Below are 14,587 nucleotides of genomic sequence, written 5' to 3' on the forward strand. Positions count from 1 at the left end.
CCGCCTCAGACGTTGAAGCTTTCGCCGCAGCCACACTCACCGCGCACGTTGGGGTTGTTGAACTTGAAGCCTTCGTTCAACCCTTCCTTGACGAAGTCCAGCTCGGTGCCGTCAAGATACACCAGGCTCTTGGGGTCGATGATGACCTTCACGCCATGGTTCTCGAACACTTGGTCTTCGTCGGCCAGCTCGTCAACGAATTCCAGCACGTAGGCCAGGCCCGAGCAGCCGGTGGTGCGCACGCCCAGGCGAATGCCCTCACCTTTGCCGCGCCCGTCGAGGGAGCGGCGAATGTGGTTGGCGGCGGCTTCTGTCATGCTGATAGCCATCGGAACTCCTTACCTCGCGGCGACTTAGATCAAGCCTTTTTTCTGCTTGTAATCGCGTACGGCTGCCTTGATGGCATCCTCGGCAAGTACCGAGCAGTGGATCTTGACCGGCGGAAGTGCCAGCTCTTCGGCCAACTGGGTGTTCTTGATGGTTTCGGCTTCGTCCAGGGTCTTGCCCTTCATCCACTCGGTAGCCAGGGAGCTGGAGGCGATAGCCGAACCACAGCCGTAAGTCTTGAACTTGGCGTCTTCGATGACGCCTTGCTCGTTGACCTTGATCTGCAGACGCATCACGTCACCGCAGGCCGGCGCGCCGACCATGCCGGTCCCCACATCCGGGTCCTCGGCATTCATCTTGCCGACGTTGCGTGGGTTTTCGTAGTGGTCGATGACCTTTTCACTGTATGCCATGGTGCAATTCCTTCCTCATCAGGGAGCCGCTCTTGCCGGCGACTGCTTAGTGGGCGGCCCACTCGATCTTGGAGATGTCGACGCCGTCTTTGTACATGTCCCACAGGGGCGACAGCTCACGCAGCTTGTTCACGGCTTCGCAGACTTTCTGCGCCGCATAGTCGACTTCTTCTTCGCTGGTGAAGCGGCCGAAAGAGAAGCGAATCGAGCTGTGCGCCAGTTCGTCGTTGCGGCCAAGGGCACGCAGGACATAGGACGGCTCGAGCGAAGCGGAGGTGCAGGCCGAACCGGACGAAACGGCGATGTCCTTGAGCGACATCAGCAGCGACTCGCCTTCGACGTAGTTGAAGCTCAGGTTCAGGTTGTGCGGCACGCGGGCAGTCTGGCTGCCGTTGACGTACAGCTCTTCGAGGTCGGAGACCTGCTTGAAGAAGCGCTCGCTCAGGGCCTTGATACGCAGGTTCTCGGCAGCCATTTCCTGCTTGGCGATGGCGAAGGCTTCGCCCATGCCGACGATCTGGTGGGTCGGCAGCGTACCCGAGCGCATGCCGCGCTCATGACCGCCACCATGGATAATGGCTTCCAGACGCACGCGGGGCTTGCGGCTGACATACAGCGCGCCGATACCTTTAGGACCGTAGGCTTTGTGAGCCGAGAACGACATCAGGTCAACTTTCAGCTTTTGCAGATCGATCTCGACCTTGCCGGCCGACTGGGCGGCATCGACGTGGAACAACACACCACGCGAACGGGTCAGTTCACCAATCGCGGCAATGTCGTTGATCGAGCCGACTTCGTTGTTCACGTGCATCAGCGAGACCAGGATGGTGTCGTCACGCAGCACGGCTTCGACCATGGCTGGGGTAACGATGCCGTCTTCGCCTGGCTCGAGGTAGGTGACCTCGAAACCTTCGCGCTCGAGCTGGCGAGCGGTGTCCAGGACCGCCTTGTGCTCGATCTTGGAGGTGATGATGTGCTTGCCCTTGGTCTGATAGAAGTGCGCCACGCCTTTGAGGGCCAAGTTATCGGACTCGGTGGCACCGCTGGTCCAGACGATTTCGCGCGGGTCGGCGTTGATCAGCTCGGCAACCTGACGGCGACCGTTTTCCACGGCTTCTTCAGCTTTCCAGCCGAACACGTGGGAGCGCGAGGCCGGGTTACCGAAGTTCCCGTCGACCAGCAGGCAGTCGGCCATTTTTTGGGCAACGCGCGGGTCGACCGGGGTGGTCGCGGAGTAATCGAGGTAGATCGGCAACTTCATTGAGTATCTCCTATCAGGCGGTGGCGTCGCTCATCGCGGCTAATTCAGTCGACGGCGGACGTCTCAATCTTGTCCAGCTGTGCGGTACGGCCCGCGACGCGGCGCAGGTCCTGGCGCTGGGCGACTTCCTGCACCTCACGGCGCACGACGAGGTCGGCCAGGCTGATGCCACTGAGAAATTCATGGATCTGCTGGCTCAGATCGCACCACAGGTGGTGAGTCAGGCAGGTATCACCGGCATGGCAATCCCCCAGGCCCTGGCAACGGGTGGCATCGACCGATTCGTTGACTGCATCGATGACCTGGGCCACCTGGATGGTTTCCATACCGCGCGACAGCTGGTATCCGCCGCCCGGGCCGCGCACGCTGGAAACCAGGCTGCTGCGGCGCAGCTTGGCGAACAGCTGCTCCAGATAAGAGAGGGAAATGCCCTGGCGCTCGGAAATATCGGCCAAAGACACCGGCCCATGCTGCGCGTGCAACGCCAGATCAAGCATGGCGGTCACGGCGTATCGGCCTTTGGTAGTCAGTCGCATGGCGTATGGTTACCACGGGAGTTACAGGATGTGTGCGAGTATGCGATTCCCGAGCATTTAAGTCAACTATTAGACCTAGTGCTTTAGTCGGGTAAGCATGCGGAAGGCGGGCGCGAGTGTAGCAGACAAGGGGCGCGAGCACACGCCCCTTGTATCGGCAAGACGCAATCAGTGCGGCTGAGTGTCGCCCTGCTTGGCCTCGGCGCAGGCCTCGGCAAACTCGTCGGCGGGTAGCGCGGGCAGCTCCTTGGCGCAGTAGTCACTGCCCATGCGGGTCAGCGCGCCACACATGCCTTCGAGGCGTTCATCGACTGCCTGCAAATGGTCGAGCATCTGGCCAATGGCCCGCGCCACCGGGTCAGGCATGTCACCGCTGACGCCATAGGCGTCGAAGCCGATCTTCTCGGCCATTGCCTTGCGCTTGGCTTGCACCGCGTCATCTTCGTGCTTGACGATGATACGCCCTGGAATACCCACCGCCGTAGCGCCTGCCGGTACCGCCTTGGTGACCACGGCATTGGAGCCGATCTTGGCCCCGGCGCCGACGGTGAACGGACCCAGCACCTTGGCACCAGCACCGACCACCACACCGTTTTCCAGGGTCGGGTGACGCTTGCCCTTGTTCCAACTGGTGCCACCAAGCGTGACACCCTGATAGAGCGTCACGTCATCACCGATCTCGGCGGTTTCGCCAATCACGATACCCATGCCGTGGTCGATGAAGAAACGCCGACCGATGGTCGCACCCGGATGGATCTCGATCCCGGTCATCCAGCGCCCGAAGTTGGACACCAGCCGCGCCAACCACTTGAAGTCGCGGCGCCACAGGGCGTTACCCAGGCGGTGCAGCCAGATGGCATGCATGCCCGGATAGCAGGTCAACACCTCGAAGGCATTACGCGCTGCCGGGTCACGGTGGAACACACTCTGGATATCTTCACGCAGACGTTCGAACATCGATCAGTCCTTCTTCTTATGCGGCTCACCCCGGGCGACCTTCTGGGTCTCGGTGAGGATGCCGCGCAAAATACTCATTTCCGTACGCTCTACCGAACTGCGCCCGTACAGCCGGCGCAGGCGCGCCATCAGGTGCTTGGGCTTTTCAGGATCGAGGAAGCCGATACCCACCAGGGTTTGCTCCAGGTGGTCGTAGAATCGCTCCATCTCATCCAGGGTCGCCAGTTCGCAGGCGTCGTCCTTCACGGCTTTCGACGGCTCGCCCTGAACTGCCAGCCAGGCCATGCGCACCTCGTAGGCGAGCACCTGGACTGCGGCAGCCAGATTCAGCGAGCTGAAGTCGGGATTGGAGGGGATGTGCACGTGAAAGTGACATCGCTGCAGCTCGTCGTTGGTCAGGCCTGCGTGTTCGCGACCGAACACCAGGGCGATTTCCTCACCGCCAGCGGCACGCTCGACGGCCTTGCCCGCACACTCGCGCGGATCGAGCAGCGGCCAAGGGATGCTGCGCTCGCGGGCGCTGGTGCCAATCGCCAGGCTACAGCCGGCCAGCGCCTGCTCCAGGGTTTCGACCACCACGGCGGCGTCGAGCACATCGTCGGCGCCCGAGGCTCGGGCGCGGGCGTCCGCAGCAGGGAAATCCAGTGGCTGGACCAGCACCAGGCGCGACAGGCCCATGTTTTTCATGGCACGTGCAGCGCCGCCGATGTTACCGGGGTGGCTGGTATTGACCAGAACAACACGAATATTCTGCAACAAGGTGTTGAGCTCACGGATACAGAAGAAGGGGCGAATGATCTTACAGAACCGACGGGCGTAACGCCACGAATGCGCATGTCACCCTTCTGCCGAGGCAGATTTCTGATAGACTAGGCGGCTTTCCTCTTTAACATCCCAGGTGAAACGCCCATGCAGCCTATGCTGAATATCGCCCTGCGCGCCGCTCGCAGCGCCAGTGAACTGATTTTCCGCTCCATCGAACGCCTGGACACCATCAAAGTCGACGAAAAAGAAGCCAAGGACTACGTGTCCGAGGTGGATCGCGCTGCCGAGCAGACCATCGTCAATGCCCTGCGCAAGGCCTATCCGAACCACTCCATCCTGGGTGAAGAGACCGGCCTGCATGCCGGTACCGGTGAAGAAGGCAAGGATTACCTGTGGATCATCGATCCGCTGGACGGCACCACCAACTTCCTGCGTGGCGTTCCTCACTTCGCCGTGAGCATCGCCTGTAAGTATCGCGGCCGCCTTGAGCATGCCGTGATCGTCGACCCGGTCCGCCAAGAAGAATTCACCGCCAGCCGTGGCCGTGGCGCCCAGCTCAATGGCCGCCGCATTCGCTGCAGCGCGCGCAACAGCCTTGACGGCGCCCTGCTGGGCACCGGCTTCCCGTTCCGCGATAACCAAATGGCCGACCTGGACAACTACCTGGGCATGCTCCGCGCCCTGACCGGCCAGACCGCAGGCATCCGTCGCGCCGGTTCCGCCGCCCTGGATCTGGCGTACGTGGCCGCTGGCCGCTTCGATGCCTTCTGGGAGTCGGGCCTGTCCGAATGGGACATGGCTGCTGGCGTATTGCTGATCCAAGAAGCCGGTGGCCGAGTCAGCGACTTCAAAGGTGGCCACGAATTCCTCGAGAAGGGCCACATCGTCGCCGGCGGCACCAAATGCTTCAAGGGCGTGCTGATCGCCATCCAGCCGCACCTGCCCGAACACCTGAAGCGCTGATTGCCTCAGGTACAAAAAAGCACCCCTCGGGGTGCTTTTTTTGTACCTCACAGCCGCAGCGCGGCGATCACTGCCCCGCCTGATTCTGCCCAAGAATCAGTTTGCCGTTCTTGTCCAGCGGGATAGTCGAGCCCGGCTCGTGATCCATCTTCACCTTGCCCACCTGATCACCAATGGAATAGGTGACGTTGTAGCCCACCACCTTCTCACTGACATCGTTGACCGTGTTGCAGCGCGTCTGCGTGGTGGTGTAGGTATCGCGCTCCTGCATGTACTCCTGGGCCTTGTTGCCCGCATAACCACCGCCTACGGCGCCTGCCACGGTGGCGATCTTCTTGCCAGTACCCCCACCGATCTGATTACCCAGCAGGCCACCGGCCAGCGCACCGACCACGGTGCCTGCGATCTGGTGCTGGTCCTTGACCGGCGCCTGACGGGTCACCGCGACGTCCTTGCACACTTCGCGCGGCGTCTTGACCTGTTGCTTGATCGGCTGCACGTCGGTGACCTGGGCATATTCAGGCCCCTTGTTCACCAAGCTGTAGGTCGCCACAGCACCTCCGGCGGTGACACCGACAGCACCCAGAACCGCACCCACCAGCATTGATTTATTCACGTGAAACCTCCTGATCTTCCTTACGGGTTCCAGCCCGCCTTATTCCCAGCCTTGGAGTAAAAAAAAAGGCGCGAGTTCACACTCGCGCCTTTCTTTACGCCCAGCGGCGTAACAGGAACCTTACGGACGGTCGTCCGCACCCTCGGTCTTGGCCGGTGGGATCAGGTCTTCGCTGTTCAGGTTCAGCCAGATCAGCACCACGTTGGCGATGTAGATCGACGAGTAGGTACCGGCCATCACGCCGATGAACAGCGCCAGGGAGAAACCGAACAGGTTGTCGCCACCGAAGAACAGCAACGCGGCGATTGCCAACAGGGTCGAAACCGACGTGGCGATGGTGCGCAGCAGGGTCTGGGTGGTCGAGACGTTGATGTTCTCGATCAGCGAAGCCTTGCGCATCACACGGAAGTTTTCACGCACCCGGTCGAACACCACGATGGTGTCGTTGAGCGAGTAGCCGATGATCGCCAGCACCGCCGCCAGCACCGTCAGGTCGAAGGTGATCTGGAAGAACGACAGGATACCAAGGGTCACCACCACGTCGTGGATCAGCGAGATGATCGCGCCCACGGCGAACTTCCACTGGAAGCGGAAGGCCAGGTAGATAAGGATGCCGCCCAACGCCAGCAGCATGCCCATGCCGCCCTGGTCGCGCAGCTCTTCACCCACCTGCGGGCCGACGAACTCGACGCGCTTGACGGTGGCCGGGTTGTCGCCGCCTGCCGCCTGCAAAGCGGTCGCGACCTTGTTACCCAACTGTGGATCATCGCCCGGCATGCGCACCAGCAGGTCGGTGGTGGCGCCGAAGCTCTGCACCACGGCCTCATGGAAGCCCGAGCCAACCAGCTCGGTACGGACCTTTTCCAGATCCGCAGGGCGCTCGTAGGTCAGCTCGATCAGCGTACCGCCCGTGAAGTCCAGGCCGAAGTTCAGGCCCTTCTGCCACCAGCTGAACAGCGCCAGCACGGTGAGGAGCACGGTAATGGCGAACGCGACATTGCGCACGCCCATGAAATTGATGGTTTTCATCGCAGCTCCCTCAAACCCACAGCTTCTTGATGTCACGCCCGCCACAGGTCAGGTTGACCATGGCACGGGTCACCATGACGGCAGTGAACATCGAGGTGAAAATCCCGAGGGACATAGTGACCGCGAAGCCCTTGACCGGGCCGGTACCCATGGCGAACAGGATACCGCCCACCAGCAGGCTGGTCAGGTTGGCGTCGATGATCGCGGTGTAGGCGCGGTTGAAACCTTCGTGAATGGCGCGCTGCACCGACATGCCAGCTTTGAGCTCCTCGCGGATACGCGAGAAGATCAGCACGTTGGCATCCACCGCCATACCCATGGTCAGCACGATACCGGCAATACCCGGCAACGTCAGGGTCGCGCCGAGCAGCGACATCAGCGCCAGCAGCAGCACCATGTTACCCGCCAGGGCGACCGTGGCGATCACGCCGAAGCCGCGGTAGATGGCGATAATGAACAGCGACACGAAGAGCATGCCCCACAGGGACGCGTCGATACCCTTGGTGATGTTGTCGGCACCCAGGCTAGGGCCGATGGTGCGCTCTTCGGCGAAGTACATCGGCGCGGCCAAGCCACCGGCACGCAGCAGCAGCGCCAGCTCGGACGATTCGCCCTGGCCGTTCAGGCCGGTGATGCGGAACTGGCTGCCCAGCGGCGACTGGATGGTCGCCAGGCTGATGATCTTCTTCTCTTCCTGGAAGCTCTGCACGGCAACGTCTTTCTCGACGCCATCGACAGTCTGCTTGACGTAGCGGGTGATCGGCTTCTGCTCGATGAAGATCACCGCCATGCTGCGACCGACGTTGCTGCGAGTAGCGCGGCTCATGAGCTCGCCGCCGTGACCGTCGAGGCGGATGTTCACCTGCGGGCGACCGTGCTCGTCGAAGCTGGCCTGGGCGTCGGTGACCTGGTCACCAGTGATGATCAGACCGCGCTCGACCGCAGCGGAACGGCCACCTTCACGGAACTCGAACACCTCGGAAGTCGCTTTCGAAGCGCCAGGCTCGGCACCGAAGCGGAACTCGAGGTTAGCGGTCTTGCCGAGAATACGCTTGGCTTCGGCCGTGTCCTGCACGCCCGGCAGCTCGACCACGATACGGTTGGCGCCTTGGCGCTGTACCAGCGGCTCAGCCACACCCAGCTCGTTCACACGGTTGCGAACGGTGGTGAGGTTCTGCTTGATCGAGTATTCGCGAATCTCGGCGACCTTGGCCTGGGTCAACGCCAGGCGCAGCACCGCAAGCTCGTTGCGCTCGGTGGTGGTCAGGTCGAAATCATTGAAATTCTTGCGGATCAGGCTGCGCGCCTGTTCGCGGGTAGCATCGTCGGCGAAGCCCAGCATGATGCCGCCATCCTGCTGAGGCAGGCTGCGGTAGCGGACGCGCTCTTTGCGCAGCAAGGTCTTGACCTCGCCTTCGTAGACTTTCATGCGGGCCGTCATGGCCTTGTCCATGTCCACTTCCAGCAGGAAGTGCACGCCACCGGACAGGTCCAGGCCCAGCTTCATTGGGCTGGCACCCAGGTTACGCAACCACTGCGGCGTGGTCTGGGCCAGGTTCAGGGCTACGACGTAATCATCGCCCAGCGCCCTGCGCACCACATCCTTGGCAGGCAGTTGGTCTTCCTGGCGGTTCAAGCGGATCAAACCGCTGCCCTTCTCGCCCAGGCTCGCACCCTTGACGGTGATGTTGGCATCGGCCAGCGCCTTGCTGACGCGATCGAGGTCTGCCTGGCTGACATGCAGGGCAGAACTTGCGCCGCTGATCTGCACCGCCGGATCATCCGGATAGAGGTTGGGTGCGGAATAAATGAAGCCGACCGCCAGTACCAACACGATCAGCAGGTATTTCCACAGAGGGTATTTGTTCAGCATCACGCCGCCCGTTCAAGACGCGGGGCGCTTTGCGCGCCCCGACTGGAAAAATGAAACCGGTAACTCAGATAGCCTTGAGCGTACCTTTTGGCAGGGTGGCCGCAATGGCACCCTTCTGGAACTTCAGCTCGACGTTATCCGACACTTCCAGAACCACGAAGTCATCCGAGACTTTGACGATTTTGCCGGCGATGCCGCCGTTGGTGACTACTTCGTCACCTTTTTGCAAGTTGCCGAGCAGGTTCTTCTGCTCTTTGGCACGCTTGGCCTGCGGACGCCAGATCATCAGGTAGAAGATGACCAGGAAACCGACCAGGAAGATCCACTCGAAGCCAGTACCGGCGGGGCCGGCGGCGGGGGCTGCTGCGTCCGCGTAGGCGGCGGGAATCAAGAAGCTCATTGGGCACTCCTAATGCAATATTTTCTAATAATGGATGCGGACAATCAGTCCAAAGGCGGCACGGCAAGCCCGCGTTTGGCGTAGAAGGCGTCGACAAAGGCGGCCAATTTACCCTGTTGAATAGCCTCGCGTAAACCGGCCATCAAGCGCTGGTAATGGCGCAAGTTGTGGATGGTATTCAGCATGCTGCTCAGCATTTCGCCGCATTTATCCAAGTGATGCAGATACGCGCGGGAGAAGTTGGTGCAGGTATAGCAATCGCAGGTCGGATCCAGCGGCGAATCATCGTGACGATGGAACGCGTTGCGGATCTTGATCACCCCTGTGTCGATGAACAGATGCCCGTTGCGCGCGTTGCGCGTGGGCATCACGCAGTCGAACATGTCGACGCCGCGGCGCACACCCTCTACAAGATCCTCCGGCTTGCCTACCCCCATAAGGTAACGAGGTTTGTCAGCGGGCATCTGCCCCGGCAGGTAGTCGAGCACCTTGATCATCTCGTGCTTGGGCTCGCCCACCGACAGGCCGCCGATGGCCAGCCCGTCGAAGCCGATGTTCTCCAGCCCTTCGAGCGAGCGCATGCGCAGGTCCTGGTACATGCCGCCCTGGACGATACCGAACAGCGCCGCGGTGTTGTCGGCATGGGCGTTCTTCGAGCGCTGGGCCCAGCGCAGCGACAGCTCCATCGAGGTGCGCGCGACATCGTGCTCGGCCGGATACGGGGTGCACTCGTCGAAAATCATCACCACGTCCGAGCCCAGGTCGCGCTGGACCTGCATGGACTCTTCCGGGCCCATGAACACTTTCGAACCGTCCACAGGCGATGCGAAGGTCACACCCTCTTCCTTGATCTTGCGCATGGCGCCCAGGCTGAACACCTGGAAACCACCGGAATCGGTGAGGATGGGGCCTTTCCATTGCATGAAGTCGTGCAGGCCGTTGTGCTTCTTGATCACCTCGGTGCCTGGGCGCAGCCACAGGTGGAAGGTGTTGCCCAGGATGATCTCGGCACCGATCGCTTCGATATCACGCGGCAGCATGCCCTTGACCGTGCCGTAGGTGCCCACCGGCATGAATGCCGGGGTCTCGACGGTGCCACGGGGGAAGGTCAACCGACCCCGACGGGCCTTGCCGTCGGTGGCCAGCAGTTCGAACGACATTCGACAGGTGCGACTCATGCTTGATCCTCTGGGCCGCGTGGCGCCGGATTGCGGGTGATGAACATGGCATCACCGTAACTGAAGAAGCGGTACCCGTTATCGACCGCTGCGGCGTAGGCAGCCATGGTCTCGGGGTAACCGGCGAAGGCCGAGACCAGCATCAACAGCGTGGACTCCGGCAGGTGGAAGTTGGTGACCAGGCAATCGACCACGTGAAACGGGCGCCCCGGATAGATGAAGATGTCGGTATCGCCGCTGAACGCCTTGAGTACGCCATCGCGCGCCGCGCTTTCCAGCGAGCGCACGCTGGTGGTGCCCACCGCGATCACCCGGCCGCCACGGGCACGGCACGCCTGCACCGCATCGACCACGTCCTGGCTCACTTCGAGCCACTCTTTGTGCATGGTGTGGTCTTCGATCTTGTCGACCCGCACCGGCTGGAAGGTGCCAGCGCCCACGTGCAGGGTGACAAAGGCCCGCTCGACGCCCTTGGCCGCGATCTTGGCCAGCAACCCTTCGTCGAAGTGCAGGCCGGCGGTCGGCGCCGCGACGGCGCCTGCGCGCTCGGCGTAGACGGTCTGGTAGCGCTCGCGGTCGGCGCCCTCGTCGGGGCGGTCGATATAGGGCGGCAACGGCATGTGGCCGACGCGCTCCAGCAGCGCCAGCACCTCTTCGTTGAAGCGCAGCTCGAACAACGTGTCATGGCGTGCGACCATCTCGGCCTCGCCGCCACCGTCGATGAGAATCTGCGTGCCCTCTTTGGGCGCCTTGCTGGCGCGCACGTGGGCCAGCACCCGATGGCTGTCGAGCACGCGTTCGACCAGCACTTCGAGCTTGCCGCCAGAGGCCTTCTGGCCGAACAGCCGCGCCGGGATCACCCGGGTGTTGTTGAACACCATCAGGTCGCCGGGGCGCAGGTAGTCGAGCAGATCGGGGAATTGCTTGTGGGCAAGCTCGCCGCTGGGGCCATCGAGCACGAGCAGGCGGCTGCCGTGACGCTCGGCCAGAGGGTGGCGGGCGATGAGGGAGTCTGGGAGTTCGAAGGAAAAATCGGCGACGCGCATGATGATGTTCGGTTCGACAGGGCCGGGAAGTTTAGCCCAACGCATGAAAATTGACCATGAAAGCCGATTGACCGACCTCACGAGCCTCTCTATACTGCGCGCCACAAGCCCTGATGGCGGAATTGGTAGACGCGGCGGATTCAAAATCCGTTTTCGAAAGGAGTGGGAGTTCGAGTCTCCCTCGGGGCACCATCACATAGTTCCAAGCGGTCCCTACCAGACCCGGAACACCAGAGAAACCGGCCACTTGGCCGGTTTTTTTGTGCCTATCGTTCCCAGTGATGCCCTTGTAAGCCCCAAAGTATGTGAGTAGGACGAGTTCGGTCCAGAATCCTACTCACACACCGGCACCTTCGCCGGTGCTGGCTACTGCAAGTGAAAAACAAAGATGCTCACCGATACGGCCGCCCTGCTGTCCGATGGCCCGAACTACTAGTTTTGGGATGTACAGCGACTGGAGAACGGCCAGCGGATCAAGCTCGACGGTGTGTTTCTCACGTAAGCGACCATGAACCCCACATTCAAAGCGCTTACCTGATCCCCGATGCTGTGGTCCCGATTTCTTTCTGGAGCCTGCCGACGATGATGCGCCCCGACGCCAAAGTCGAAAAAGCCTGTCTCTACCCCAAGCCCGTCGACTTTCGATAATCCATCGATGGCCTCACAGCCTTGGTTGAACTTGATATCAAGGTGGCTGTGTTCGACCCGGTTCTTTTCGCGTTCCTCAACAAGCCGCTCAATCGCGTGAAGATCCTCTATTGGGAGCGCAACGGTTTCTGTCTCTGGCTCAAGCACCTGGAATCTGAGCGCTTCAAAACCTCGCCCGACATCACTGACGAAGCCATTGTCCTGACTGTTCAGGAGCAGAAATGGCTACTCGACGGCTTCGACCTCTGGCGCAACCGTCCGCATCAGGTTTTGCCCCCTCGTTTCGTTACCTGAATCGGTATAATCCTCGGCATGAATTCCATGCCCGATGACCTTCCCGATGACCCTGTCCTGCTCAAGCAAATGCTCCTTGAGGCTTACGCAGCACGCTCGTGTAGCAGGAAGTCAAAGAAACCTACGCCACCCACATCGTTGATCTGAAAGTACAGATCAGCGAGGACATGAAGCACCTTCTGCCGTAGCCATCGTGGCAATTCTGAAATCGACCACTTCCCTTAGGCAACCTAATTGATGCTCTCAAGGCTTGCTGAAACTCGAGGGCACCTTGAGAGCGCCATGCTCCTACGGCTAGTGCGGCTCTACAACCGTAGCTTCCAAATACTCAGGAGAGTAGTCGGTGACCGCATCGTTATCGCATCCTATTATTAGTCGTGCAAACTTGACTATAGGAACAGTCTTGTCTTTGAAATCTAGTTTTTTTGCGTACTGATGAGCTGATAACGGCTTGCCTAGCTGCTTGTCGTGGACGTAACCGTGAGCGTGTTCGAAATTTCTTATTGATACGTAGCGTTTGGCAAAGCTCTCGACTTCATTGCAGATAAGCAGCTCATCCCAAATTGTTTGATTCAAAGTCCAGGCGCCATTTTTCTTGGGGGTCTGATCCTCTTTTAAGACAATTTTGCCTTTGTCATATATAAAGCGCTCATCTGCGTCATGAATTACATGCTGCTTGATGGAGAAGTGCCTCAGAATTTTGATAAAGAAAGGCATGTTGGTCTTTGAACCGGTATTTAGTACAAATACCTCACCATTCTTGTGATAAGTCTCCAGAAGCTCTCGCATGATGATAGCTTCAGTGTCCCCCTCAACTAAAACGACCTCGTCAGCGAAGAATGATTCGCAAATGTGAGGATTGAACCTATTAAGCATTTGTAGCCGATCTTTTGCATCGTCGTCTTCACAGAAAAGATCGTGGCCTGCCTGATGTATTTTGGTCTCACCATCGCTGCTCTTTACAAAGCGAGCTAGCGATATGTGAGGCTTGTTGAGATCAATCAACTGTGGGTCGTGAGAAACGCATATTATTTGATAGGCGTCCTGGCTTGCCAGATCGTACAATGTGTCGCGGAACCTACGCTTGTTGCTAGGGTGCAAGTAAAGCTCAGGCTCTTCAAAGAGGATAATGTGTTTTTTATCTGCTTGAGACTCTTTGAATATTCCTAATATATTAATAATCGCTTGTCTTATCAGCCCATGCCCATGGAGGTCAAATTGACGTCCGGTAACAGTGCCGACACGTTTGTCAGCACCTTCAGCTCCATCAGCTTCTGCCGTTAAGTCTTCCAGCGCCAGAACAGCAGCGGCTAAATTCTCCTCTACTTTTTCTTCATCAATAGGCGCCGACTTGTTTCCTATTGTTATATTAAAATCCTTTTCAATTGCTTTGGTGATATCGCTATCTCTATAAGGGTTGGTTGTTATTCGTAGCTCAAGCTCAGGAAAGGTTTTGGCGAAGTATTTGTTTGCTCCAGTACTTATCTCTCCTAGATAGTCAGCGCCCTCGACCTTTTCTTGCAGCTTTTTAATCGCTTCAAGAGCACTTCCATACTCTGCCGCATGGTTGTCTTTAAGTTTCTTTAATAGTTTTGACTTAATTTCTTTCTCTAGCCATTCAGTTAAGGACTTAATGCTAGGCATGGCCTCAATGAAAATAATGGCAGGAGTGGCATTGGTAAGTATCGGCTCTAGACCTCCAAAACCTCCGGAGACGTATTCACCTTTTTCCGGGTCTAGTGTTTGCTTGGTTGCAGCGGCATCAACAGCGCTCCAAGTTTTCCTAAAGTGTATCTCGCCCGTCTTTTTGCAAACCCATTTATTCAATCCCTTTTGATCGAAATTTTCTTCATCCAAGTCCTCCTTGATAAATGCAGCCTCGATTGTTATTTTGTTTTTTGGATCTTGCTCATAAAAGTCAGTAATTGCAGCCGCCTTGTTTGGGGAGGCGAAATACTCATACGCCCTGAGTATGCTGGACTTACCAATATTATTTTTTCCAAAAATAAAAACTATATTATTATCTTCAAATCGAAGCACATTTGAATCGCCGCGTATTGCGCGAAAGTTTTCTATTCTTAGGCTTTTTAACTTCACTTCAACCCCTTCAGATAAAGTTGTGCTTGCTTTTCAATTTCCGCTAGTTTGGCGGACCTTGGATGTCGCCGAAAAAAACAGGCACCTCATCACAACCATCGACCTACCGCAGTCATAATTATCGCTATGAGAGAGTTCCCACTCCATGGCCGACTCCTTCAACACATTAGCAGGTGATCCACGC

15 protein-coding genes and 1 tRNA gene are annotated in these 14,587 nt (G+C 58.8%); 3 read left to right on the plus strand and 13 right to left on the minus strand.

The window, feature by feature from the left end; genetic code table 11:
- Positions 1-5: 5 nt before the first annotated feature.
- The 6 genes from iscA to trmJ form a co-directional block, all read right to left on the minus strand.
- Positions 6-329, minus strand: coding sequence for an iron-sulfur cluster assembly protein IscA (gene iscA, locus ACNFIC_RS06750; protein WP_003248536.1), 324 nt, complete (start codon positions 327-329; stop codon positions 6-8).
- Positions 330-353: 24 nt separating this feature from the next.
- Positions 354-740 carry a Fe-S cluster assembly scaffold IscU gene (gene iscU / locus ACNFIC_RS06755; protein WP_003248539.1) on the minus strand — a complete coding sequence of 129 codons (387 nt, stop codon included), beginning with the start codon at positions 738-740 and terminating at the stop codon, positions 354-356.
- 46 nt (positions 741-786) lie between these two features.
- Complete coding sequence (locus ACNFIC_RS06760) at positions 787-2,001, minus strand: IscS subfamily cysteine desulfurase (protein WP_138218906.1); 1,215 nt, start codon at positions 1,999-2,001, stop codon at positions 787-789.
- A 44-nt stretch (positions 2,002-2,045) separates the two neighbouring features.
- On the minus strand, positions 2,046-2,537 hold the full coding sequence (gene iscR, locus ACNFIC_RS06765; RefSeq protein WP_138218907.1) for a Fe-S cluster assembly transcriptional regulator IscR: 492 nt from the start codon (positions 2,535-2,537) through the stop codon (positions 2,046-2,048).
- A gap of 168 nt (positions 2,538-2,705) precedes the next feature.
- A complete protein-coding gene (cysE, locus tag ACNFIC_RS06770) occupies positions 2,706-3,494 on the minus strand; it encodes a serine O-acetyltransferase (RefSeq protein WP_138218908.1) in 789 nt (262 codons plus the stop codon).
- 3 nt (positions 3,495-3,497) lie between these two features.
- On the minus strand, positions 3,498-4,253 hold the full coding sequence (trmJ, locus tag ACNFIC_RS06775) for a tRNA (cytosine(32)/uridine(32)-2'-O)-methyltransferase TrmJ (protein WP_138218909.1): 756 nt from the start codon (positions 4,251-4,253) through the stop codon (positions 3,498-3,500).
- Between the two features lie 150 nt (positions 4,254-4,403).
- Here trmJ and suhB point away from each other — a divergent pair, with 150 nt between their 5' ends.
- Positions 4,404-5,222 (plus strand): inositol-phosphate phosphatase, encoded by an 819-nt coding sequence (gene suhB / locus ACNFIC_RS06780; protein ID WP_138218910.1) that lies wholly within the window; start codon positions 4,404-4,406, stop codon positions 5,220-5,222.
- A 67-nt stretch (positions 5,223-5,289) separates the two neighbouring features.
- Here suhB and ACNFIC_RS06785 read toward each other — a convergent pair whose 3' ends face one another.
- The 6 genes from ACNFIC_RS06785 to queA all read right to left on the minus strand — a co-directional run bounded on the left by ACNFIC_RS06785 (position 5,290) and on the right by queA (position 11,364).
- The gene (locus ACNFIC_RS06785; protein ID WP_138218911.1) at positions 5,290-5,838 is read right to left on the minus strand and encodes a glycine zipper 2TM domain-containing protein; all 549 of its coding nucleotides are present in this window, start codon (positions 5,836-5,838) and stop codon (positions 5,290-5,292) included.
- A 120-nt stretch (positions 5,839-5,958) separates the two neighbouring features.
- The gene (gene secF, locus ACNFIC_RS06790; RefSeq protein WP_138218912.1) at positions 5,959-6,867 is read right to left on the minus strand and encodes a protein translocase subunit SecF; all 909 of its coding nucleotides are present in this window, start codon (positions 6,865-6,867) and stop codon (positions 5,959-5,961) included.
- Positions 6,868-6,877: 10 nt separating this feature from the next.
- Positions 6,878-8,740, minus strand: a complete 1,863-nt coding sequence (secD, locus tag ACNFIC_RS06795; protein WP_138218913.1) for a protein translocase subunit SecD — start codon at positions 8,738-8,740, stop codon at positions 6,878-6,880.
- A gap of 64 nt (positions 8,741-8,804) precedes the next feature.
- Positions 8,805-9,140 carry a preprotein translocase subunit YajC gene (yajC, locus tag ACNFIC_RS06800; RefSeq protein WP_138218914.1) on the minus strand — a complete coding sequence of 112 codons (336 nt, stop codon included), beginning with the start codon at positions 9,138-9,140 and terminating at the stop codon, positions 8,805-8,807.
- A 44-nt stretch (positions 9,141-9,184) separates the two neighbouring features.
- Entirely contained in the window at positions 9,185-10,300 is a 1,116-nt protein-coding gene (tgt, locus tag ACNFIC_RS06805; protein ID WP_171030928.1) for a tRNA guanosine(34) transglycosylase Tgt, read from the minus strand.
- Between the two features lie 14 nt (positions 10,301-10,314).
- On the minus strand, positions 10,315-11,364 hold the full coding sequence (gene queA / locus ACNFIC_RS06810; protein WP_138219114.1) for a tRNA preQ1(34) S-adenosylmethionine ribosyltransferase-isomerase QueA: 1,050 nt from the start codon (positions 11,362-11,364) through the stop codon (positions 10,315-10,317).
- A 107-nt stretch (positions 11,365-11,471) separates the two neighbouring features.
- Between queA and ACNFIC_RS06815 the strand changes: the two genes are divergently transcribed.
- Both ACNFIC_RS06815 and tnpB read left to right on the plus strand, forming a co-directional pair.
- Positions 11,472-11,556, plus strand: a tRNA-Leu gene (locus ACNFIC_RS06815).
- A gap of 459 nt (positions 11,557-12,015) precedes the next feature.
- Entirely contained in the window at positions 12,016-12,306 is a 291-nt protein-coding gene (gene tnpB, locus ACNFIC_RS06820; RefSeq protein ID WP_416780636.1) for an IS66 family insertion sequence element accessory protein TnpB, read from the plus strand.
- Positions 12,307-12,600: 294 nt separating this feature from the next.
- Here tnpB and ACNFIC_RS06825 read toward each other — a convergent pair whose 3' ends face one another.
- Entirely contained in the window at positions 12,601-14,403 is a 1,803-nt protein-coding gene (locus ACNFIC_RS06825) for an ATP-dependent nuclease (RefSeq protein ID WP_416780469.1), read from the minus strand.
- Positions 14,404-14,587: the final 184 nt, after the last annotated feature.

The organism is Pseudomonas sp. NY15463 (assembly GCF_048068415.1).
GTDB lineage: Bacteria > Pseudomonadota > Gammaproteobacteria > Pseudomonadales > Pseudomonadaceae > Aquipseudomonas > Aquipseudomonas mosselii_C.

Bases quoted from the DNA above. Each gene is read 5' to 3' on its own strand.
- iscU (WP_003248539.1), bottom strand. From the start codon at position 740: ATGGCATACAGTGAAAAGGTCATCGACCACTACGAAAACCCACGCAAC.
- queA (WP_138219114.1), bottom strand. From the start codon at position 11,364: ATGCGCGTCGCCGATTTTTCCTTCGAACTCCCAGACTCCCTCATCGCC.
- tgt (WP_171030928.1), bottom strand. From the start codon at position 10,300: ATGTCGTTCGAACTGCTGGCCACCGACGGCAAGGCCCGTCGGGGTCGG.
- iscA (WP_003248536.1), bottom strand. From the start codon at position 329: ATGGCTATCAGCATGACAGAAGCCGCCGCCAACCACATTCGCCGCTCC.
- suhB (WP_138218910.1), top strand. From the start codon at position 4,404: ATGCAGCCTATGCTGAATATCGCCCTGCGCGCCGCTCGCAGCGCCAGT.
- yajC (WP_138218914.1), bottom strand. From the start codon at position 9,140: ATGAGCTTCTTGATTCCCGCCGCCTACGCGGACGCAGCAGCCCCCGCC.
- iscR (WP_138218907.1), bottom strand. From the start codon at position 2,537: ATGCGACTGACTACCAAAGGCCGATACGCCGTGACCGCCATGCTTGAT.
- ACNFIC_RS06760 (WP_138218906.1), bottom strand. From the start codon at position 2,001: ATGAAGTTGCCGATCTACCTCGATTACTCCGCGACCACCCCGGTCGAC.
- cysE (WP_138218908.1), bottom strand. From the start codon at position 3,494: ATGTTCGAACGTCTGCGTGAAGATATCCAGAGTGTGTTCCACCGTGAC.
- secD (WP_138218913.1), bottom strand. From the start codon at position 8,740: ATGCTGAACAAATACCCTCTGTGGAAATACCTGCTGATCGTGTTGGTA.
- secF (WP_138218912.1), bottom strand. From the start codon at position 6,867: ATGAAAACCATCAATTTCATGGGCGTGCGCAATGTCGCGTTCGCCATT.